Source organism: Rickettsia endosymbiont of Ceutorhynchus obstrictus, from assembly GCF_964026565.1.
Classification (GTDB): domain Bacteria; phylum Pseudomonadota; class Alphaproteobacteria; order Rickettsiales; family Rickettsiaceae; genus Rickettsia.
Genome location: NZ_OZ032162.1, coordinates 1,319,276 through 1,341,443, shown reverse-complemented (window position 1 = coordinate 1,341,443; position 22,168 = coordinate 1,319,276). Strand labels below are relative to the sequence as shown.

Genomic DNA, 22,168 nt, shown 5'->3' with positions numbered 1-22,168 from the left:
TATGGCATTTCAAGAAGATTTTAGCGAGTTTTTAGATGTTGAGCAAGGATTCGCCGTAAATGCAGTTTTAACGCCGGCATTCGGTGAGCCTTATGTAATTAAGGGCATTATGGCAGAGGAGTATTTTGATATTGATAGCGGCATGAGTGGAGTTGCTAGTAGTAAGCCAATATTTGAATGTGCTGAGGATGATATTGTAGAAGTTGAGTATGGAGATCTGCTGACTATAAGAAACCGAAATTATCGCATTGTGGCAATCAAACCCGACGGCACGGGCTTTGCTAGTTTATTACTTGAGAGGCAAAGCTAAATCATGCATGCAAGAACTAAAATAAGGCAAGTATTTATAGAGTTGTTGCAAGGTAAAACTTTAGTCGGTCACAAGGTTTTTGATAGTAGACTTTATACAATGGAGTTTACTTCATTACCTGGGATTATTGTTTTTTCAATCAATGAAGAAGTTACGACAAACACCATAACGCCGCCACGCTCACAAGATCGAATAGTTAAAATAATCGTCGAGTGCTACGCCAAAGCAACAAAAGAAGCTAATATAACGGTTGATAATATAGCGGCTGAAATTGAGCGGTTAGTTGCAAATAGCATTATCCTTAAAAAACTCTGCAAAGATTACCGCTTACAGTCAACCGACATCAATATTAATTCTGATGGTGACCAGCCTGTAGCGGTTGCAACATTGACATTTTCAGTGAGTTACAGAACCAAGGAAGACAAGCCGGAAATTATTATATAAAAATTAACTAAAAAAGGAGGAAAAAGAAAATGTCAACCCATGCAGGATCGGAAGGGATCGTCAAAATAGGCGAAAAGCAAATTATGGAGGTAAAATCATGGTCATTGGAAGAAGTTTGCGACACTGTGGATGCTAGTGTTATCGGTACGGAGTGGCGGAAGAATCAAGCAACTATTAAAAGCTGGTCAGGTTCGATTGATGCGTTTTGGGATACGGAAGATTTAGAGGGGCAAGGTAAACTTGTTATCGGCAATACTGTAGAATTACGACTTTATCCTGAAGGCGATAATAACGGCAAATATTTTAACGGCAATGCAATTGTTACCGGCATTTCAAGGCAAGCATCATTTGACGGCTTAGTTGAAAGCTCTTTTACCTTTCAAGGTAACGGCGAATTAAAACAAAATACTAACTAAAACTGAAGGTTAATATGCAAGAGAAAATTATAGATCGAGTTAAAGCACATTTTGACGCTAAGGAAATCAAAATAATTGAAGTCCCGGAATGGGGGGACGGGGATAATCCGCTATATATTTACTGTTCCCCTTTAACTTTGGCTCAAAAGAATCGCTTATACAAAATGGCTAAAGAGGATGATTTAGGGTTGATGGTTGAGGCTTTAATTATGAAAGCTAAAGATAAGGAAGGCAATTGCTTATTTAGTAGAGCTGATAAGCCTGAATTAATGCGTAGTTGTGACCCTGATGTTTTAATCAGAATTGCTAATAATATTATGAGTGAAAGCGATTTAGAGATGTCGGAAAAAAACTAATAAACGAGCCAATGTTATTTAACCAATTTGCACTTGCGGAATTACTACATAAAACAATTATGGAAATCCAGCAAATGACAGTAGATGAATGGAATTATTGGCTCGCTTATTTTAAGATAAAAAAAGAAAAACAGAATAAATTAAGGAAGTGACAAACAAGGAAGTCAGGGTAACGTTCCGGGGTATCGATAAAACTAGGGAAGCTTTTGGCAGAATTAGGCAAAACTTTAAAAAACTACAAGAACTAACAAATAAGCTTAGTTTTGGTTTCGGTAGAATCGGCACGGCTATTGCTGCGGCTTTTAGTACCCATGCACTTAAGAAAATAATTGATAGCGGGGAGCAGATCGGCAAATTGTCAGCAAAGCTTGATATGTCGACTCGTAGCTTATCGGAACTAAAATATGTGGCTAGTAATTGCGGGGTGGAGTTTGATAGCCTGACGTCAGGCTTAACTGTTATGTCTGCAAGAATTACAGAAGCGGCAAAAGGTAGCGGTGAAGCAAAACAAGCTTTGCAAGCCTTAGGTTTGTCAGCTAAGGAACTTGCTAGTCTAAGCCCTGATCAGCAATTAGAGAAAATAGCCGGGCAGTTTGAAAGGTTAACAGATAGCACAGATAAAGCTACTATTGCTGCTAAATTATTTGGTTCTGAAAGTAGCACTTTAACGGGGATTCTTGAGCAAGGAGCGGTAGGAATTCAGCGAATGCGGGAAGAAGCACAAAAACTAGGCGTTTCTTTATCTGAAGAAGAATGCACCGCAATGGCACAATTTAATAGCGAACTAAATAAATTACAGACGGTGCTGATAAGCCTGATAACCTCCTGTTTAGTGCCGATATTGCCGCTTGTAACGAGCTTTTTTGAAGCGGTGCGTGAAGGTCATCCGGCAATTACTTTTATTATAACTGCTATTACAACGATTTTAGGGCTGAAATTAGCTGCATGGTTTGTAACTACTGCTGCAGCGGTAAGAGCTTTTACAATAGCTTTAACGGCAAATCCTTTGGGTTTAACCGCTATAGCAATCACCGGTACAGTTGCAGGGCTTGTGACTTTAACAAAATGGTTTAATAAAAGTACGGAAGCAGCAGAGAAACATAATAAAGCACTTGAATCCCCAAGGGTAATAGAGACTTTAAAATTAAATCTTCCTAAAAAAGAAGAAATAGCAGTTATGAGCAAAAGTAATGAAATGTTAGGCGATGCTAGGCAAATATTCGAGCAAACCAGAACACCGCTTGAAAAACATAACGCTCAAATCGAGAAGCTAAATAAATTACTAAAACAAGGTTTAATCGATCAAGAGACCTATAACAGAGCTTTAAAACAAAGTGAAGAGCAGCTTGATAAATTCGGCGAGCATAGTAAAGGCGTATTTGATTTAATCAGCGAAAAATCTAAAGACGGAGCTAATAGTTTAATTGATAATTTCGCCGATGCTGCTTTTGGTGCAGGCGGTCATATTAAAAGTTTAAAGGAAACTTGCAGTGATTTTTTTAAGGAACTTCAAAGCGATATTTTAAAAATGACGCTGAAGGAGGATATAATAGGCACAAGCAGCAAGGGTGGAATGTTAGGCGGATTATTTGGTAGTAACAATAAAAGCGGCAATGCCAGTGGTTTTTTATCAGGGCTTGGCTCTACATTTGGTGGATTCTTTGCAAAAGGCGGTACTGTAAAACCAGGCAAAGCCCATATTGTCGGTGACGGCGGCGAGCCGGAGTTATTTATTCCGCATTCAATCGGTAGTATAGTCCCTTTTAGCAATTTAGAAGCAGCCGGAGCAAGTGGGGGTAATATAGTTGTAAATATGAATATTCAAACGCCCGATATTGCCTCATTCAATCAAAGCCGTAATCAAATTACCGCCGACATGGCAAGGCAAATTTCCAGAAGTAAGCGTAACCTATAAGCATTCTATACTCTTAAAATATGATTAATCCTTTTGCTGAAATACAGTTTCCGCCGGAAATATCTTACGGCTCGAAGGGGGACCGATGTTTTCAACCGACATCGTTACGACTTTTAGCGGACACGAGCAGCGTAATATTAACTGGCAGGAGGCACGGGCTAGATACGATATAAGTAGCGGTATAAAAACGGAAGAACAATGGCAGCAGCTAATAGCGTTTTTTAGGTCAAGAAGAGGCAGAGCAATAGGCTTTCGCTATAAAGATTGGTCGGATTATAAAGCTGTTCATCAAATAATAGGCAAAGGTAATGGTGAACAAAAAGAGTTTCAACTAGTTAAACATTATTCAAGCGGCAATTATGAATATACTAGAGTTATAAATAAACCGGTAAATAATAATTTCTGTAAAATCTATATAGATTCTTTGCCTATAAATCAAGGATTTAATATTGATTTTACAACCGGTGGAGTAAGTTTTAATTTAGCACCAAAAAATGACGAAGAAATAACCGCCGATTTTGAGTTTGACGTGCCGGTAAGATTCGATACCGATCAGCTTGACTTGTCAATAGATAGTTTCGCGGTTGGGTCATGGGGCAATATTCCTTTAGTTGAAGTTAGAATATGAGGAATTTAAGCCCGCAGCTTAAGAATCATTTAAGCGCAGAAGTAACTACTATTGCCACTTGCTGGAAATTAACACGCAAAGATAACAAAGTTTTTGCTTTTACCGATCACGACCAGGCTTTATTTGTTGATGAGATCAAATACGACTCAATAGCAGGTTTTACGCCGACCAATGTAGAAAGCAATAGTAATATGGCGGTTGATAATCTCGATTTAGCGGGACAATTTCACGACAATAAAATAACGGAAATAGATTTGCTAGCCGGTAAATATGATTTTGCCGAAGTGGAAATATTTTTAGTAAATTACCTGCTACCTGAAAGCGGTAAAATAATTCAAAAGTGCGGAATTTTAGGCGAAGTAACATTAAATAAAAACCTATTTCATGCAGAAGTTAGAGGCTTAACGCAGTTTCTATCGCAAACCATGTGTGAAACCTATTTGCCTCATTGTCGGACAAATTTAGGGGATCAGCGTTGTAAGTTTAATTTAGATCAGGAAAATTTTACTGTGCAGGCAGCAGTTACCGAAGTAATCGACCGACAAACTTTTACTTCTGCTAAATTAATACAGCAAAACGATTGGTTTACTTATGGCTATATCAGCTGGCAAACAGGCAAAAATATTGGTCTACAAATGGAAGTGAAAAGTTTTATTAATAGTCGCATCACTTTAGTTTTACCGATGCCTTTTGTTATTAATGTAGGTGATGAGTTTACTATAGTCGCCGGCTGCGATAAGAGTAGCAAAACTTGCATCGAGAAATTTAATAATATTATCAACTTCCGCGGTGAGCCTGATCTGCCCGGCATGGATCAATTAACTAAGCGATGATTTAAGCGAAAATGTTTGGGGCAATATTACCGGTTCTCGGTGCTGTTGGCGGCTTTATGCTTGGAGGTTTGGGCGGCGGCATTAAAGGTGCAGTACTCGGTAATGCTATCGGTAATTTATTCGGCGGTAAGAAAAAACAAGCCGTTAATCTACCGACGCAAGAAGGATCAAGGCTTTCGGATTTACGAGTCCAAATATCAAGTTACGGCGAGGTAATCCCGAAGGTCTACGGACAATTAAGGTTAGCCGGTAATATCATCTGGGCAACGGATATTAAGGAGTTAGAAACTAAAGATTTTGAAGAATACGGGGAAGGAATTAGAAAAGTAATTAATTATAGCTATTCGGTAAGTCTGGCGATTGCTATCTGTGAGGGGGAAGTAGAGGAAATAGTAAGGATTTGGGCGGACGGCACGCTGATAACTGAAGCAATGCTAAGAAGTGGCAACGGCAAATTTAACGTGCATTTAGGGACGGAAGAACAGTTGCCCGACGATATTATCGGCAAACATAAAGCTCCCAATACTTATCCCGCCTATCGAGGATTGTGTTACGTAGTATTTGAAGATTTACCGCTTGCAGAATTTGGTAATCACATCCCTAATTTTACTTTTGAGGTTAAAAAGAAAGCTTTAATTAAGCCAAGTGTCGAAAATAAAATTAAGGAAATTGTGTTAATTCCAGGAGCTGGGGAATTTGTTTATTCAAGCACAGTGCATTATAAGCAATACTGCAAAAAAGTTGGCAGGAAGACTGTAGATTTTTGGGGCAAAAACTACCTCAATATGCATAACTATAATGGTAAAGCTAATATGCTGCTTAGCATTGAGCAGATGGCTAAAACGCTGCCTAATTTAGAGTGGGTGGCGGTTGTTGTTTGCTGGTTTGCGACGTCTAGCAATGCCGGTAATTGTCGGATAATTCCTAAAATAGAATTTAATAATAAAGATACTGCTGTAATGCTGCATGATTGGCAGGTTGCGGGAATTACTAGAGAAAAAGCCGAGACGGTATTATATTTTGATGAATTTACCCCAACTTACGGCGGCACTCCTTCCGATCACACTATTTTAGAAATTTGTAACCATCTAAAAGAGCGTGGTTATAAAATAATGCTTTATCCGATGCTTTTTGTCGATGAGATTAAACCACACCCTAAAGTTTGGCGTGGTCGTATTAAGGCAAATAACACAAATGATATAGTACAATGGTTCAATAAAAATCAAGGCTATAATAATTTTATTTTGCATTATGCGAATTTAACAAATGGCTTAATTGATGCGTTTATAATTGGCTCGGAATTAATAGGACTTACTAGTTTTACAGATAAGGCAGGCTCATATCCTGCTGTAGATCAGCTCGTTAATTTAGCATCTCTCGTTAAAAATAAATTAGGCTCAAATAGCTTAGTTACTTACGCCGCTGATTGGTCGGAATATCATCATACCGAAAATGGCTGGTTTAATCTCGATCCGCTTTGGGCAAGTCCTAATATTGATTTTATCGGCATTGATGCCTATTTTCCTCTAACCAGAGATCTACCGCAAAAACAAATTACCGAAGAAATAATCAAACAAGGATGGGGAAGCGGCGAAGGTTGGGAATATTACTGGGATCCCACAAGAAGCCAAAAACATTATTTTAACGATCCTAAATATGCTTGGAAGAATATTGAACATTGGTGGAGTAACAGGCATCACAACCCCGATGGAACTCAAACAAATTGGCAACCTAAATTAAAGCCGGTATGGTTTACGGAATTCGGCTTTCCTTCAGTCGATTGCTGCAGTAATCAACCTAACGTATTTTATGATCCCGCTTCCGTAGAGTCGCATTTTCCCAGAGGCTCAAACGGGAAAACTAGCTTTTATGCTCAACGTCAGGCTCTAAATGCCACGCTTGATTATTGGCAAAATAAGAATGAGCAAGAAGGCTTAAGAGAGCTAATAGCTAAGCGTTTTGTTTGGTGTTACGATGCTCGTCCCTTTCCGTTTTTTCCGGATTTAAAGCATATTTGGCAAGACGGGGATTTATGGGCAACCGGTCACTGGCTTAACGGCAAGCTCGGCAACTCAAATTTAGCGGCAATCGTTGCAGATATCTTAAATAACGTCGGTTTAAAGCCCAGTGATTATGACGTATCAAGGCTAACTGATGAGGTTAGCGGTTATATTATATCACAGCATATAACGGCTAGGGAAGCAATTGAGCAGCTACAAAGTGCATATTTTTTTGATTGCGTGGAAAGTGACGGGATTTTAAAATTTATTCATCGCACTGATAGCTTGTTAACCACGGAAATTGCTGAAACCGAATTAGTGCCGGGCAATAATAATGATATCAAAGAAACCCTAGAAATTACTGTAGCACAAGAATTAGAGCTGCCGCAAAAGGTTAGTGTCAGTCATATTGATAGAGGACAAAATTACGATACTTTAACAGTTGAATCTCAACGGCAAATAGTTAGTACTCGTGATCAAATAAATTTTTCTTTGCCGATAGTTTTAGACAATAGCATTGCCAAGCAAATTGCCGATATTACGCTTTATAACGCTTGGCAGGAACGTATCAATTATAAATTAACATTACCGCCGAAATATGCTTATCTAGAGCCGAGCGATATCATAAATATTATTTGCCAAAATGCTACCCATAGCCTTCGCATTATCAAAACCGACATGCAACGCTCCGGACAAATGAAAGTCCTTGCTGTAAGTTTTAATATATCGATGTATGACTTTAGCGGCAAAACGAATTATTTACCGACAAAATACCAGCTGCCAAAGCCGATAGCAAATAGCATATTATGGGTAATAGATGCACCGCCGCTAAATGATAACAACCCCAATCAAGCAGTTTTAACACTAGCAGTAAATAGCGACGATACTAATTGGTCGGGTGCTATTATATATTACAGCCATGAAACGGAAAATTATAAACCTATTGCGGCAGTAAATACTCAAAGCACTACAGGTTTTGTCTTAAATAAAATCCCCGCAGCCTCTAGTTTACTATTCGACGAATCTAGCGAGATAATAGTACAGTTACTATATGGTTCTTTGCAAAGCGTCAATGAGTTAGCATTATTAAACGGTGCCAATAAGGCACTTATCGGGGAGGAGTTAATCCAGTTCCAAAATGCCGAGCTTATCAAAGATCAGAAATATAAGCTAACCAAATTACTCCGCGGTCGACAAGGCACGGAATGGGCAACTAATAGCCATAAAATCGGCGATAAGTTTATTCTGTTAAATAATGAAATTATTAGCGTTCCTATTCCAAACAATCTAATCGGCAAGCCTATTAATTACAAAGCGGTAACAATCGGCAAAACTTTAGCCGAAACTGAAAGCGTTATTTTTACCTATACAGGCAGAGCTTTAAAGCCCCTTGCTCCTATTTACGCTACTGCCGAAAAAGACGCAGACGGCAATATAAAAATCAGTTGGCTACGCCGTTCAAGAATCGATAACAATTGGCGGGATTATGTCGATATACCGATCGGCGAAGATCTTGAAAAGTACGAAATCGATATAAAAAAGAAAAATAAAACTGTTAGAATTTTAGAAAGCAATACCTCAAAAATCATTTATACCAAAGAACAAATATTAAGCGATTTTACCGAAATCCCCGATAACTTAACCGCAACCATTTATCAGCTTTCTTCTCAAGTAGGTAGAGGCTACAGCACTACTATAATCCTTAACTAAAATAATTATATGACATATACAAATCGGTTAAAACTGCCGCTTATTCATAACGGGCAGGCACAGAAGGAAATTACCCATAACGAAGCATTAAATATGCTTGATATACTAGTAAATTCGGTAATTCAAGAGGTTAATATAACTTCGCCGCCTGAATCCCCAAGACCGGGGCAGTTATATATAGTTGGGCTTGAGCCAACGGGGGAATTTAAAAACCAAAGCAATAAAATAGCTCAAAGGCTCGATAATAGCTGGCGGTTTGTTATTCCTCATAAATGGTTAGAAGTTACCCATAATAAAGATGGAACAAAATACCGATTCACCGGTAAAAACTGGGAGCAAATTGACGTTTCAGCTTTATCCGTTATGCCTGTGCAAGTTCAAAATGATTATCTTATTAAAAAAGATAGCGGCGAGTATTTGCAAGTTATGCATTTGGAGGAAGATGTAAAGTTATCGGAAGAATTTACCGACACAACAATAAAAATTCCCCATCACACTTACGTCATTGCCGTTAATATCAGGGTTCTAGAGGAAATACAGGGCTGTAGCTCTTTTAGTGTCGGTGTTGCAGAAGATACTAAACGCTACGGCAATGCACTAACCATAACGAAAGATACTACCAACATCGGCTTAACTAACCATCCATTAACTTATTGGCACGATACGCCGATCAGACTAACCGCCGATAATAACAATTTCATTAGCGGTTTAGTCAAAATAACCGTCCAACTACTAAAACCCCATGGCTCTTGGCACTGGGAATAATATACTCGTATCTCTCATCAACATTAACAAAAAGGAAAATTTTATGAAAACATTACAAGGATTTAGAACAATTATATTTAATGGAACAGCATTATTAACAGCTTGGCTTGCTGATTTAAATATTGAATTACCGGAAGAACAAAAAACGGCAATAAGCGTAACTTTTATAGCAATTATTAATATTATCTTAAGGCTGATAACGAAAACACCGATCGGCAAAAAAGAAGCGCCAGAGCCATTGAAAAATAAGGCAATCAAAAATAATTGAGGTTACGTTAAATGTCCGCTCAAAAACTAGCAAAACAGTTAATCAAGCAATTTGAATCCTTAAGGCTTGTTTCTTATTACTGCCCTGCAGGAGTTAAAACTATCGGCTATGGTCATGTGATAAAACCCCATGAATTGCCATATTTAGACATTGAAATAACCAAAGAACAAGCCGAGCGATTACTTGACGAAGATGTTAAGCAAGTACAAATAGCTTTGCGTAAATACTGCCACGTTTATTTATCAGTTAATCAACAAGCGGCTTTAATCTCTTTTATTTTTAATTGCGGTGCCGGAGCATTCAAAGCATCAACGCTTAGACGAAAGCTTAATAAAGGTCAATATTCCGCTGCAGCCGATGAATTTTTAAAATGGGTTTATGTAGGGGACAAAAAATTAACAGGCTTAATAAAACGCCGACAACTAGAGCGAGCAGTGTTTTTAGGTGAGGTGGATTTATCTTTGTTGAGCGGGAAAGTATAGCAAGAGCAATAGGTATACAATAAAAAGTTAAATTAATTTAATACTTTATTTCAAATTACTTAAGAATCATTATATATTATAAGGTTAAAAAAATATATCTTTTTGCAATTTTTTTGCTTTAAATTTTCAATAGAAAATGCTATAAGAATTAATCTAATAATTTTGGTTAATTTTTGTGGAAGATATTAATTGCTGGGAAGAAAAGTTTGAGATGTGCAGATATGCTGCAAGGCTATTAGATAAGGTTACGTCTTTAAACAAGTTAGTAAAACACCCAATAGATATTAGAGAAGTTAAAAAGGGTATTTACTACGCACGGAAATATCACGGCGTACAAATGCGGCAATCAGGCGACCCGTATTACTCCCATCCAATAGAAGTGGCTTATTTGTTAGCTGAGTTTACAGCAACCGAAGCACCTAAACTTTTCATCCCTAGTATGTTAAATGCTGCTTTATTACACGACACGATAGAAGATACGCCGCTTACAGAAGAAAATATTACAAGGATTTTTGATAGAAATATAGCAAACCATGTAGAAGGCTTAACTCGTATCAAACCCTATAGCAAAATCAGTGCTGAAGAAAGTTTAAATTTATTAATTAAGCAAAAAAGACACGAAACAGCACTTATAAAACTTTTTGATCGAGTGCATAATATACAAACTTTGGGAGCTAAGTCTCCGGAAAAAGCTAAAAAAATTATAGAAGAAACTTTAATAAATTTTATCGCAATTACTTTATACTTAGAGATTCCACAACTAAGACGATATTTAACAAACTTATGTTATCAAAGTTTAGCTATTACGCCATTACAGGATCAATTTCAAATAAGTCTCTTGGATAATTACCAACCTCTTTTTCCAATTTTTCAAAATAATATACTCCAAACCCAAAACCTAAAGTAACTGGAATTAAGATGACCAATAGCCCCCAATGACCTAAATACTTTGTTAGGTAAATAGTTCCAAAAGAGGTAATAATAAACATCATAGCACGTGATAAAGCAAAAGAAAAACTAGCATAGGTAAAACGTTTAAAAATAGGTAAATGCTTGCAAAAAATTGGAAACGCTGGACTCATAAAACAACCAAACAACATAATATATCCTTGAATTAAAAATACCTGAAATGGTGTGTTAACTTTAAAAAGTAAATATGGGAATATTAAAATAAAAGCTGTAAATATTACTAATTTTATTTTAAGAATTTTTAAAGGATATATTTTACGACTTAAATATATTAATACAAAAGCACCAAATAACTCTACTGCAGCAACAAATAGATTTTGATGAATAATTTGTTCTGGGCTGTAACCAAAAGAATCTTTTAAGATATTGCTGCAATAAATATATGATGCATAAAAGGCTATCGGACCCGCACAATCTAATAGAAAAAAAGCTAGTACAGTTTTTTTGTTGGTTTTCTCTTTATATAAAGGAAGGCTTTCTATCTCTTTTCCATCTATATTAGCTTGTTCTAAAATTGTCTCTAATTGGCGTTTTGCATCTATAAATTCTGGAGTTTCTCTAAGAGCAGTCCTTGCAACTGCTCCAACTAATGCAATTCCTGCACCTATCAAAAATGCTATACGCCAACTAAATCCAAAGGAAGTAACAAGAGAAGCCATACATAAAGCTCCGAACCCTCCTAATATACAACAACTATCTAACGTTGCTACAGCGGGATATTGTATGGGAGGCTTGATTGATTCAGTTAAATAAATATCGGCTCCTATTACTTCTCCCATAGAAGACATACCTTGAACTATACGGCAAGATATCATTAACCATGTAGCCAGCTCTCCTAATTCTGCGTACGTTTTTAAGTTAGCCATAAGGAAGCAAGATATAGCCATTAGCATTGTTGTTATTATAACAGTCGATTTACGACCTATATTATCGCCAATCCAACCAAATAATAAAGCTCCAATCGGTCTAAAAACAAATGTAGAACAAAAGGCAGCGGCAGTATAAAGATTAGCTGTATGAGGATCAGCTTCTGGAAAAAACAGCTCATTAAGAAGAACCGACATATGGACATAGAGATATAAATCAAAATACTCAAGAAAAGTACCTATAGAAAGTATACCAACAGCCTGCTTTTGTTCTTTTGTTAAACTCCTCTGCTCTTCTTCGTAGCCTAACATTTTCTTAACATTTTAATTAAATGTTAAGAAATTATATTTTTTTCGTTGAAAGTCAATAAAAAATTTCGCATTTTGCGATAAAAAAATGAAGCGTGGCTTAAACGCTTCATTTTTAGTTTTTTTGAAATTTTTAAGAAAGGCGTTAATAAAACGCCTTGGATTGAGGAAATGACAGGGTAAAAAAGATTATAATATATCGCAATGGTGATGTTTAGCAGAATCACCAGCTAAGTTAGTTTTTCCATAATGTTCTATATTTAAAGGATCATCAAGAATATGTGAGGGATCAGCAGCTTCAAAAATATTTTGAGCTTCCACTATTATTTCTGAAGTGATTAGTTCATTACTAGGGTGATTTTTTGCATTGACTTTGCAAGCATTAGCATAATTGGTTGCCGTATTTAAAAGAGCAGTTGAGTATACCGGTTTAGTTTTTAAAAAATCACCGATGTCAAGCGTTTCATCATCTTGCCCTTTCATATATTTATTGCATACTTCACTCCCAAGGTTATTTCCTATAGCTATATATAATTTTACTTTATTAATATTTTGCTTATATCCATAACCATGATAATAAAGATACGCTAAAACTGCAGCTGCTTCAGCTTCACCAAACATTAGAGCTTCACCTAAATTTGATATTATGCCTTTATATTCTCTTGTTACAATTTCTGTTATACCTTGAACAGCTTTTACCCTCTCTACTTTATCTAGCCGATCTAAACAATAATTATATAAATGCAATGGTGTTCGTGTAATTGTGTGGTTAGGGTCTACATAAAGTTGTTTTGACATAAATTTACCTATTAATTATATTTTAACCTCTGCCTTCTCCTCCAGGTCCGCCAGGTCCAGGACCACCGCCTTTTGAGGGAGTAGAGTAAGGAGGACCAATCTTATTTTGTGTAGTTGTTTTTACAGTATTTTTACTTAGTGGTTTTCTTACATCGTCCCCAGTACCTCTGACCTCAGCTCTTTTTAATGCTGCATCTCGCTCAGGGGTTTTAGGTAATTCTGTATCTGTGGTAATAGCTATATGCTCTTCTTTCTTTAACCTAGCGAAACTTTTTAACTTTGGCTTTTCTGGATGTGAATCAGGTAATTTATCAATAACTTTGCTATATTCTTTCTGCTCTTCTTCTAATTTATTAATTGAAGCATCAGTTTTTTGAAGTTGCTTATCTACTTTTTCTTTTACTTTACTATGTTTAGCATGTTCAGTTTTTACTTCGGTTAATTGCTTGGTAATTTCTGCCCGTTGCTCTTTTGTTAAATTTTTATTCTCTAAGCTTTTTTCTAATTCACCAATTTTATTAGTTAAATTATCGTGATGATTAGTTACTTTTTTATGATAATCACGAGTTTTTCTTACTGTTTCACGATCTTTATTAACTTGCTCAGGACTTTTTATATGCTTATCAAGTTCTTCTTGGGGAATAGGTTTGTTATTTTTTAAATTATCTTCAATATTGTTTCGTAAAGCTTGTAATTTTTTTAGTTCCTCTTCTTTTTCTTCAATATACTTATTGCTTAAGTTTTCAAAGGCGGGATATTCTTTTTCAAGAGCTTTACCGATCTCTTTTAAGCTATCAATTTCTTTCTGTGACTGCTCTATTTGATGTTCTTGGTCTATATTTGCTTGTGTTATATTAGAGGAAACGCCTTGGTTCAAATTATTTTCTTTTGCAATTGCAGCAGCCTCTAAACCCTTAACTCTTTCCATCATTTTTGGATCATCAGTGGTAGGTAAATTAGCTATGCCACCAAGTACTCTTTGTACTTCACCCGGAGTTTTAGCCCCGGCAAGTTGCGCTTTAAGAGCGTTGATTGCATTCTCTAGCTGGGCATCCTTATCGTCAGCCATTACATAACCTTATTTATCTTTACAGTACTAATATAATATATTTGAATTAGCCGGAAGAAACAAGCTTAATAATTTTTTCAGTCTAATTTGTTAAGAATATATTAATTATATGTAATGTTTTATGTCAAATTATTACTAAATATATAACCATTTCACTTAACTATTTTTTATTCCGGTTGCAAAAAAACAATGTTCAACGAATTCCTACACATTGGAAATTATTTTAGTAGTAATCACCTCCTGACCCTGAACATATATTTTTATATACTCGCCTCAAAACTAAGTTTTAAATCCAACTTTTGCAATACGATAATTGCCTGTAGAAAAATATTTTTCAACTAATTTTAAATTTAATACTGGTCTTTTGCCTTTTAGTTTTTCTCGTAAATATTTTTGTACCAATTTTCGGAGTAGCCTCTCGATTTCGCGCACTCCTGGTTCGTTAGTATAATTGTTAATCAAATGTTTAATAATCTCTTCGCTAATTTTAAATTCATTAGCAGATAAGTTAGCCTCTTCTAATATTTTCGGTAATATATAATTCTGACTTATTTTAAGTTTTTCACTTTCTGTATAACTAGTTAATTCAATTACTTCCATACGATTAAGAAGAGGCTCGGAAATTTTATTTAACTCATTAGCCGTAATAATGAAGAATACTTTTGATAAATCAAAAGAAAAATCAAAATACTCATCTGTAAAATTATTATTTTGTGATGGATCGATCAGCTGTAATAATGCTCCTTCTAAATTACCACTTCGAGATAAATCTATTTTATCCAACTCGTCTAAAATCATTACAGGGTTACAAGTCCCAACTTCCGATATTGAGGATAAAATTTTGCTTGATGTTGCCCCACGATATACACTCATACATCCCCTAATTAAGGTAGAATCATAAGCTCCAGCGAGAGAAATAGTAACACATTTACGTTTTAAGGCATTTGCTATTGAAGTTGCTATTGAGGTTTTACCAACTCCAGGTGGACCGACTAAACAGAGTATTAAAGGCTTGGCGTGAGGAGAGCGCGCCATAAATACCAAAGAGTCTAAAATACGATTTTTTACTTCTTTAAGTCCATAATGCTCTTTTTCAAGCACTTTTTCCACTCTGTTAAGATCAATATTAACATCGTCATATTTCCCCCAAGGTAGTCGTAGTAAATTTTTTAAATACTTCACATGATCGCTTTTTTCGCTCTCACTAGTAAGGGTTTGAACAAAATTAAGATTTATTGTAGCATAAGCCTTTGCCTGGGGAGATAAAGGTGTGTTCTCTATTAAATAAGCTATATCGTCACTATTAACTAAAGGTATTTCACATAATTTATTATAAGTCTCTTCTCTGGTTACAGTTAAATCTGTTAACTCTTTAGAAGGATTAGGGCTTAATTTTATTGCTTCGTCAAATGCTTTAATTGCTTCTCTATAATTTCCTAAAGAACAATAAATGTGACCCTTGTAAAACCAAGCTTGAGCGTAATTAGAATCTATAGTAAGTGCAGATTCTATGAATTTAAAACCTTCATCTGAATTTCCCATTTTTGCCATTGCTAAAGCTTTATATATTAAGGCTTCTTTACATTGAGAATTTTTAGCAAGGATAGTATCGCATTCCTTTATTGCTTCTTCGTATTTACCTATATTGCTTAGACACAACGCTTTAAGTATATTACATATTTCATATGAATCGTTTATTAAAATAGCTTCATTTAAGTATTTAAGCGTTTCTTCAACTTTTTTAAGACCGAGTAACATTAATGCCTTAATATAAATAGCTGTATAACAAATAGGTTTTAATTCAAATAATTTATTACAATAAATTAATGCCTCTTCATAATCGTTTAAATCACTTAATAGGCGTATTTTTAATATTAATGCACTCTTACTATTAGGATTTGCCTTTAATATTTTATTAAATATTTCAAATGCTTTTATTTCTTTTTCCTCTGGCACAGTATGAAATATAATATATAATAAAGGATCAGAAAAACCTTCAGGTGCGAATAGTTTTGCCTCTTCACATAATTTAATGGCTTCATCAAAATATTTTATAGCGTTTTTATAATTTTTTAATTCAAAATATGTAGAACCCAAAAAATAACGTGCGCTTATGTAACTCTTAGCAGATAAAGGAACTTTATTGTAACAATTAATAGCTTCCTTATATTGTTTTAAAGCTATATATGCATTACCTTTATCATTTAAGTATTTATACTCATAAATATTTGTAGAAATTTTATTATAAGTATCTATAGCTTCTTCATATCTTTTTAGAAGATAATTTAATACTAACGCTTTTGAGTATAAAATATCCTGATTAGAAGGTTCAAATTCAAGAGCTTTATTAAAAAAACTCAATCCTTTTTCTGTTTCGCCGTTTGGTAAAGAATTCGCTAGCTCTACGCATTCTTGCGCAGTAGTACAAGAGTGTATGTCAGTTGGTTTTGGATTCAAAATCGCTTTTAAGTCTTCAAATCTTGTATATAAATCTTTTTGCGAGAATTCTTTTATTTTTTCTTTGGAAGGATAAGAAAATATTTTTTCAGCAACGTAAAAGCTTAAATTTTCTGCGTATATTTCAAAAGATAAAAGAGGCGAATTAAAAAACGGAATATATTTATCTTTTTTTTCTTGATATAATTTTATAACTGCTTCTACTAATTCTTTTAATAATTTAGCTTTATTTGAATCCGTAGGTAATAAAGGTTGTATCTCTTCTCCTTTACTATAAAGTAATCCTTGATATAAGATTATTTCAGTCAGCTTTATTCTCTTTTTAGGAGTAACATATATAAAAAATGAATTATCACTTTGTAAATTAACATTATCAATGTTTGCGTGTATTGCAGGCAGCAAATTATCATTAGGGGAATAAGTTTCTATATTACCATCTAATAAAATTATATCTTTTTGTCCTTCATAAAATAGTTTCATTAAAATATCGATTTCAGGAGTATCTTTATGCAAAAATGCTAATATTAATTTTCGAGTAAATAACGAGATGATTTCTTCTGTCCTATTATAAAATATTGTAGGAATATAGCCTGACTGTAAACTAGTAACTTGTTGGATAGATGTACTTATTGCTTCTGCTATTTCCGGTACTTCTTTTATTAAATTTAGTAATTCAGTTTGTATATATAAAATTCTTTGTTCTATTTTTGGCTCTAATAATATGTAAATGCTTTTTGACTTATAATTTTGTAACGAGTATAGGGTATCTGTGAAATAAATACTTAAATTTATGGCATAATCTCGGTAATTAAGAACTTCTATATTAATTGCCGGTAATGATCCAAGATTTTTTCTTTTTTTTATATAAAGTTTCCTTGCGACTTCAAGCGTTTCTTCTACTAATTTTTTAAGCTCTGCTTCTTTAAAATTAGTAAAATATTTTATTTCTTCAATCTTAACATATTTTTGTGATTCAAATGTTATTGCTTCAATAATTTTGACTGTTTTTTCGGTACTTAATTCTACCCAAGCGAAACTATATCCATTTTCATTGGGTTTTTCTAATTTTATACTATGAATCTTTACTAAAGCTCCAAGGTTTTCTATATTTTTCCCATCTATAGAATCTAATTTGAGCTTATATATTAAATAGCAGGGTTTTTCTTTTCTTAATTCTAAACATTTAATTATATTAAGAGCTTCAGAAGGTAGAAGTAATATTTGATTTTGGGCTTCTAGCGGTATCAGTGTAGTATGAGAATCCCCAGAGATTAAAGGCATTAATTCTCCAGAAATTATTTGAGCATTTACAATAGAAGCATCTAAAGCCGTGTTTATTATTTCTAGCTCTTTAGTAATCTTCTCTTTTTCTTCAGTCATGATGTACTTTAAAAAATTACTTAATAAAACTATACCATTCTTAAATTACCTTCTCAAAATAGATTATTTAAAGTAGTAGTGTATTATACTATTACTAGTAACAATTATACACGTAGGGGACTTTTCTTAATTTTTTAATCTCGATTTTTTAGAAGTGAAAGGAATAAAATCTATTAGCTGTAATTATGTTGCTATTTAAATATTATTTGTTCATACGTAATTTTAACCTCCTAAGATAGAAAATAAATAAATTAAGTTGAAATAATAATAAATTTTATTACTATAGGTTATTTACATTAATAGCCGTTAAAAATATGCTTAATCAAATAAATATTTTATATCCGATATTATTTGCCGCTCTTATTGCCACAATTGTAATTCTTATTATTCAATTATTGCATTACAAGAAAAAAATAGTAGGGAATGACTTGAGAATAATACAATTTTATTTAGACAAAAAATTTCTTGATAATAAACTTACTAAAAACTTCGAGCTTCAAAATTCACAAAAATATCCTGATTCTTTTTTTGAAGACATTAAATTTTATTTTAAATTAGATGATGCGAGAATAATATCGATTCAAGACCTAGAGGAAGATAAAGAACTAAGTTTTTTATTTAAAGAGAAATTAGATTCTGCTATTGCCGCCTTTTTATCTGAACCGCAAAGAAATATAGCGGCTTTATACAAAGTTTTAGACCGAAAGTTAAATACCGAGTCTGATCATGTACATCGGTTATACGTATTTTTACCTCGCGATAAAATAAATCAAAAGAATCAAAAAACTCTTATTTATGTAAAGATTCCACACATTTTTAACAAAGACGAACTTGAAACTTTAGATATTTACATGCATCTAGTTAAAATATTTTCTGATCGAGCATAACTTTTAAATATGAGCTACATGTTAGTTACATAATACGCTAACCCTGAACAACAAACCCATCATCTCATGGAAAAACTACGCACGTTGCAGTCTCGACCTTCTAGCCTTCAAAGCCGAATATCCGGAACTTTACGGGCTGTTTCTCAAGGAAACGAATAGTAGAGTATTTAGATTAAGCTAATCCAAATTAAATCTTACAATAATATTCTCTAGTTATTACCTCACTTTTTAACGCTATATTTAATTTTTTAACATTTCCTTATTTTTTTATTTGACTTGTTACTGATATACTTGTAGTTTTTTTAGTAAATATAAAGGTTAACCCAAGATTAATAAATATTAATAAACACAAGCTAAAGAGGTAATTATGTTTGTACGGAAAGGATTAACACAATCACGACATGAAGAATTAATAACAGCAATACATACAAAAAATATAGAAAAAGCACAGAACTTAATCGAGTGCATGAGTCAGAGCGAGTTAAGCAATGTGGATAATGACGGTATTACGGCTTTAATGTATGCTGCTTGGATAGGTATACGTTTAGAAAAGATTTGTGAGCTACTTATTCCTAAAATGTCTGACCAAGCTATTAATCACGTTAGTAATAACAGCAAAACAGCTTTAATGTGTGCTGCCGAGAACGGATTAGAAAAGGTTTGTGAAATGCTTATTCCTAAAACGTCTATTCAGGCTATTAACCATATTGACAAAGACGGCAATACGGCGTTAAGTTGGACTGTTAGGTGCGGTTTAGAGAAAGCTTGCAAAATGCTTATTCCTAAAATGTCTAAGCAGGCTATTAATCAGGTTAATAATAAAGGTGATACGGCTTTAACTTTGGCTGCTAGTCATGGTTCAGAAAAAGTTTGTGAATTGCTTATTAATAAAATGTCGAACCAAGCTATTAATCAGATTAATAATGATGATCAAACAGCTTTAAGTGTTGCTGTAGATCGAAGTTTAGAAAAAGTTTGTGAGCTACTTATTCCTAAAATGACCGATCAGGCTATTAATCATGTTACTAATTACGGCGTAACGACATTAATTTTGGCTGTTCATAGAGGCTTAGAAAAGGTTTGTGAGCTGTTAATACCTAAAATGACCGATCAGGCTATTAATCATATTACTAATTACAGCGAAACGGCTTTAAGCTTAGCTACTAAAAATGGTTTAAAAAAGGTATGTGAATTACTTGAGCCGAGTGCTAGTACTACTCTAATAAAAGCGATAGAAGAAAATAATATCTCAGAAGCTCAAAGACTAATCGCAAATATGAGCCAAAGCGAGTTAAGTAAGGTTAACAATAATGGTCAAACAGCTTTAATGTATGCTGCCGATAGAGGATTAGAAAAAGTTTGTGAGCTGCTTATTCCTAAAATGTTCAACGAAGCTACTAATACTGTTGACAACAACGGCTGTACAGCTTTAAGTTGGGCTGCTAGTAATGGTTTAGAAAAAGTTTGCAAACTGCTTATTCCTAAAATGTCCGACGATGCTATTAATATTGTTGATAACAACGGCTGTACAGCTTTAACTTTGGCTGCTTGGAAAGGGTTAGAAAAGATTTGTGAGCTGCTTATTTCTAAAATGTCCAGCAACGCTATTAATGCTATTGAAAAGAATTACGGCTATACAGCTTTAATTTGGGCTACTAGTAATGGTTTAGAAAAAGTTTGTGAATTGCTTATTAATAAAATGTCGCAGCAGGCTATTAATCACTTTAATTATAAAGGTGAGACGGCTTTAAGTTTTGCTATAGATAAAAGTTTAGACAAAGTTTGTGAATTGCTTATTAATAAAATGTCCGATCAGGTTATTAATCACGTTAATAATTACGGTGGCGATACAGCTTTAACTTGTGCTGCTAGGAAAGGTTTAAAGAAAGTTTGTGAGCTACTTATACCTAAAATGTCTAACTATGCTATTAATCAGATTACTAATGACGGCAATACGGCTTTAACTTGGGCTGCTAGTAATGATTTAGAAAAAGTTTGCGAGTTACTTATTCCTAAAATATCCAGCGGCACTATTAATCAGATTACTAATGACGGCAATACGGCTTTAACTTGGGCTGCTAGTAAAGGTTTAGACAAAGTTTGTGAGTTACTTATTTCTAAAATGTCCAACTACGCTATTAATCAGATTACTAATGACGGCAATACGGCTTTAACTTGGGCTGCTAGTAAAGGTTTAGACAAAGTTTGCAAGCTCCTTATTCCTAAAATGTCAGAACAAGTTATTAAACACGTAAATAAAAATGGTGATACAGCAGTAAGTTTAGCTACAAAAAATGGCTTTAAAAATATATGTGATTTATTGATGAATAAAAAAGATAATTTAGCTGATAAAGCAGATGCAGAAAAGAAATATGAAAAACAACAACAGAGCCTAAAATTGAAACAAACAAATTTAGTCACAAGCAATGAGAACAAGCAAACAGAAATAAAAGATTCAGCTCAAGAAAACCTTAAAGACAAATTGGCTATATTTCAAAAAATATTAGTAGAAACAACTGATAAACTAAAAAGTACTATAGCCATTAGTGCAAAAGACAAAGATTTAATGCAAAACAGTATAAATGAAATAACAAGAACGGTAAAGACTTTTACAAATAAAGACGATATAGACACAATAACCAAAAGTATGAAAGAGCTTGTAAGCGGCAAAATTACTAAAGCAAGAATTGCAGTTGTAGAAGAGGATTTAACTGAAATAATAGAACAACAGGTTAAATTAGATGCACATATACGTACAGAAAAATTGGTGATATTTCAGAAAGTAGTAGCAGACATAACGATTAAAACAGAGAGTAATACAACTATTAGTGTACAAGATAAAGATATAATACAAAACAGCGTAAAGAGGATAATAGATAAGGTGCAGAGATTAGCCAATAAAACTGACATAGAAACAATAACCGAAAGCACGAAAGAGATTGTAAGCAGCAAAATTACTAAGGCAAGACTTGGAGTTATAGAAGAAGAGGTTGATCAATTAATAGAACAACAAAACAAACCAAGTCACGATGTTATAGTGAATAAAGTAGAGGAAATAGTATATGACAAACCACTATTAAATCATCCAAAATTACTGCAAGCTGCCGTAAATAGTAAACTAAGCTCTGATTTAATCCAAGAAGCAATTAATAATAATGATGAGGAGCTTATTTTAGCCGGATTAATAAGCGTAGGGTATGATGTAACGTTAATTAATTAAGTAATGATAGAGACAGTTTGCCTCACCCTTTAAATTTTTATGCTGCTTGTAAATTTTGTTGCATATGAAATTAAAGCAGTAAGCTA

19 protein-coding genes are annotated in these 22,168 nt (G+C 34.0%); 15 read left to right on the top strand and 4 right to left on the bottom strand.

What is annotated here, in order from left to right:
• Position 1 precedes the first annotated feature (1 nt).
• The 13 genes from AAGD64_RS07605 to AAGD64_RS07545 all read left to right on the top strand — a co-directional run bounded on the left by AAGD64_RS07605 (position 2) and on the right by AAGD64_RS07545 (position 11,034).
• Positions 2–310 carry a hypothetical protein gene (locus tag AAGD64_RS07605; RefSeq protein WP_341792975.1) on the top strand — a complete coding sequence of 103 codons (309 nt, stop codon included), beginning with the start codon at positions 2–4 and terminating at the stop codon, positions 308–310.
• Between the two features lie 3 nt (positions 311–313).
• Complete coding sequence (locus AAGD64_RS07600) at positions 314–754, top strand: hypothetical protein (protein WP_341792974.1); 441 nt, start codon at positions 314–316, stop codon at positions 752–754.
• A 29-nt stretch (positions 755–783) separates the two neighbouring features.
• The gene (locus AAGD64_RS07595) at positions 784–1,170 is read left to right on the top strand and encodes a phage tail tube protein (protein ID WP_341792973.1); all 387 of its coding nucleotides are present in this window, start codon (positions 784–786) and stop codon (positions 1,168–1,170) included.
• Positions 1,171–1,184: 14 nt separating this feature from the next.
• Positions 1,185–1,526 carry a hypothetical protein gene (locus AAGD64_RS07590; RefSeq protein WP_341792972.1) on the top strand — a complete coding sequence of 114 codons (342 nt, stop codon included), beginning with the start codon at positions 1,185–1,187 and terminating at the stop codon, positions 1,524–1,526.
• 11 nt (positions 1,527–1,537) lie between these two features.
• Positions 1,538–1,678: a hypothetical protein gene (locus AAGD64_RS07585; protein WP_341792971.1), complete on the top strand. Its 141-nt coding sequence runs from the start codon at positions 1,538–1,540 to the stop codon at positions 1,676–1,678.
• Positions 1,675–3,441, top strand: a complete 1,767-nt coding sequence (locus AAGD64_RS07580) for a hypothetical protein (RefSeq protein WP_341792970.1) — start codon at positions 1,675–1,677, stop codon at positions 3,439–3,441. Before AAGD64_RS07585 ends, AAGD64_RS07580 begins: the two co-directional genes overlap by 4 nt.
• 85 nt (positions 3,442–3,526) lie before the next feature.
• A complete protein-coding gene (locus tag AAGD64_RS07575; RefSeq protein WP_341792969.1) occupies positions 3,527–4,069 on the top strand; it encodes a DUF2460 domain-containing protein in 543 nt (180 codons plus the stop codon).
• The gene (locus tag AAGD64_RS07570) at positions 4,066–4,902 is read left to right on the top strand and encodes a DUF2163 domain-containing protein (RefSeq protein ID WP_341792968.1); all 837 of its coding nucleotides are present in this window, start codon (positions 4,066–4,068) and stop codon (positions 4,900–4,902) included. Before AAGD64_RS07575 ends, AAGD64_RS07570 begins: the two co-directional genes overlap by 4 nt.
• A gap of 11 nt (positions 4,903–4,913) precedes the next feature.
• Positions 4,914–8,612 carry a glycoside hydrolase TIM-barrel-like domain-containing protein gene (locus AAGD64_RS07565; protein WP_341792967.1) on the top strand — a complete coding sequence of 1,233 codons (3,699 nt, stop codon included), beginning with the start codon at positions 4,914–4,916 and terminating at the stop codon, positions 8,610–8,612.
• A 9-nt stretch (positions 8,613–8,621) separates the two neighbouring features.
• Positions 8,622–9,377, top strand: a complete 756-nt coding sequence (locus tag AAGD64_RS07560) for a DUF2793 domain-containing protein (protein ID WP_341792966.1) — start codon at positions 8,622–8,624, stop codon at positions 9,375–9,377.
• A 43-nt stretch (positions 9,378–9,420) separates the two neighbouring features.
• Complete coding sequence (locus tag AAGD64_RS07555) at positions 9,421–9,645, top strand: hypothetical protein (RefSeq protein ID WP_341792965.1); 225 nt, start codon at positions 9,421–9,423, stop codon at positions 9,643–9,645.
• An 11-nt stretch (positions 9,646–9,656) separates the two neighbouring features.
• Positions 9,657–10,127 (top strand): lysozyme, encoded by a 471-nt coding sequence (locus AAGD64_RS07550; RefSeq protein ID WP_341792964.1) that lies wholly within the window; start codon positions 9,657–9,659, stop codon positions 10,125–10,127.
• A 175-nt stretch (positions 10,128–10,302) separates the two neighbouring features.
• Complete coding sequence (locus AAGD64_RS07545) at positions 10,303–11,034, top strand: HD domain-containing protein (protein ID WP_341792963.1); 732 nt, start codon at positions 10,303–10,305, stop codon at positions 11,032–11,034.
• On the opposite strand, the gene AAGD64_RS07540 is transcribed toward AAGD64_RS07545, so the two are convergent.
• The 4 genes from AAGD64_RS07540 to AAGD64_RS07525 form a co-directional block, all read right to left on the bottom strand.
• The gene (locus tag AAGD64_RS07540; protein WP_341792962.1) at positions 10,931–12,274 is read right to left on the bottom strand and encodes an MFS transporter; all 1,344 of its coding nucleotides are present in this window, start codon (positions 12,272–12,274) and stop codon (positions 10,931–10,933) included. The genes AAGD64_RS07545 and AAGD64_RS07540 overlap by 104 nt on opposite strands.
• A gap of 186 nt (positions 12,275–12,460) precedes the next feature.
• Positions 12,461–13,069: a hypothetical protein gene (locus AAGD64_RS07535; RefSeq protein WP_341792961.1), complete on the bottom strand. Its 609-nt coding sequence runs from the start codon at positions 13,067–13,069 to the stop codon at positions 12,461–12,463.
• 22 nt (positions 13,070–13,091) lie between these two features.
• On the bottom strand, positions 13,092–14,138 hold the full coding sequence (locus AAGD64_RS07530; RefSeq protein WP_341792960.1) for a hypothetical protein: 1,047 nt from the start codon (positions 14,136–14,138) through the stop codon (positions 13,092–13,094).
• 279 nt (positions 14,139–14,417) lie between these two features.
• Positions 14,418–17,975 carry a tetratricopeptide repeat protein gene (locus AAGD64_RS07525; RefSeq protein WP_341792959.1) on the bottom strand — a complete coding sequence of 1,186 codons (3,558 nt, stop codon included), beginning with the start codon at positions 17,973–17,975 and terminating at the stop codon, positions 14,418–14,420.
• A 314-nt stretch (positions 17,976–18,289) separates the two neighbouring features.
• On the opposite strand from AAGD64_RS07525, the gene AAGD64_RS07520 reads away from it, so the two are divergent.
• Positions 18,290–18,862, top strand: a complete 573-nt coding sequence (locus AAGD64_RS07520) for a hypothetical protein (protein WP_341792958.1) — start codon at positions 18,290–18,292, stop codon at positions 18,860–18,862.
• 367 nt (positions 18,863–19,229) lie between these two features.
• Positions 19,230–22,082 (top strand): ankyrin repeat domain-containing protein, encoded by a 2,853-nt coding sequence (locus tag AAGD64_RS07515; RefSeq protein WP_341792957.1) that lies wholly within the window; start codon positions 19,230–19,232, stop codon positions 22,080–22,082.
• Positions 22,083–22,168: the final 86 nt, after the last annotated feature.

Bases quoted from the DNA above. Each gene is read 5' to 3' on its own strand.
- AAGD64_RS07605 (WP_341792975.1), top strand. From the start codon at position 2: ATGGCATTTCAAGAAGATTTTAGCGAGTTTTTAGATGTTGAGCAAGGA.
- AAGD64_RS07600 (WP_341792974.1), top strand. From the start codon at position 314: ATGCATGCAAGAACTAAAATAAGGCAAGTATTTATAGAGTTGTTGCAA.
- AAGD64_RS07595 (WP_341792973.1), top strand. From the start codon at position 784: ATGTCAACCCATGCAGGATCGGAAGGGATCGTCAAAATAGGCGAAAAG.
- AAGD64_RS07590 (WP_341792972.1), top strand. From the start codon at position 1,185: ATGCAAGAGAAAATTATAGATCGAGTTAAAGCACATTTTGACGCTAAG.
- AAGD64_RS07585 (WP_341792971.1), top strand. From the start codon at position 1,538: ATGTTATTTAACCAATTTGCACTTGCGGAATTACTACATAAAACAATT.
- AAGD64_RS07575 (WP_341792969.1), top strand. From the start codon at position 3,527: ATGTTTTCAACCGACATCGTTACGACTTTTAGCGGACACGAGCAGCGT.
- AAGD64_RS07570 (WP_341792968.1), top strand. From the start codon at position 4,066: ATGAGGAATTTAAGCCCGCAGCTTAAGAATCATTTAAGCGCAGAAGTA.
- AAGD64_RS07565 (WP_341792967.1), top strand. From the start codon at position 4,914: ATGTTTGGGGCAATATTACCGGTTCTCGGTGCTGTTGGCGGCTTTATG.
- AAGD64_RS07560 (WP_341792966.1), top strand. From the start codon at position 8,622: ATGACATATACAAATCGGTTAAAACTGCCGCTTATTCATAACGGGCAG.
- AAGD64_RS07555 (WP_341792965.1), top strand. From the start codon at position 9,421: ATGAAAACATTACAAGGATTTAGAACAATTATATTTAATGGAACAGCA.
- AAGD64_RS07550 (WP_341792964.1), top strand. From the start codon at position 9,657: ATGTCCGCTCAAAAACTAGCAAAACAGTTAATCAAGCAATTTGAATCC.
- AAGD64_RS07540 (WP_341792962.1), bottom strand. From the start codon at position 12,274: ATGTTAGGCTACGAAGAAGAGCAGAGGAGTTTAACAAAAGAACAAAAG.
- AAGD64_RS07535 (WP_341792961.1), bottom strand. From the start codon at position 13,069: ATGTCAAAACAACTTTATGTAGACCCTAACCACACAATTACACGAACA.
- AAGD64_RS07530 (WP_341792960.1), bottom strand. From the start codon at position 14,138: ATGGCTGACGATAAGGATGCCCAGCTAGAGAATGCAATCAACGCTCTT.
- AAGD64_RS07525 (WP_341792959.1), bottom strand. From the start codon at position 17,975: ATGACTGAAGAAAAAGAGAAGATTACTAAAGAGCTAGAAATAATAAAC.
- AAGD64_RS07520 (WP_341792958.1), top strand. From the start codon at position 18,290: ATGCTTAATCAAATAAATATTTTATATCCGATATTATTTGCCGCTCTT.
- AAGD64_RS07515 (WP_341792957.1), top strand. From the start codon at position 19,230: ATGTTTGTACGGAAAGGATTAACACAATCACGACATGAAGAATTAATA.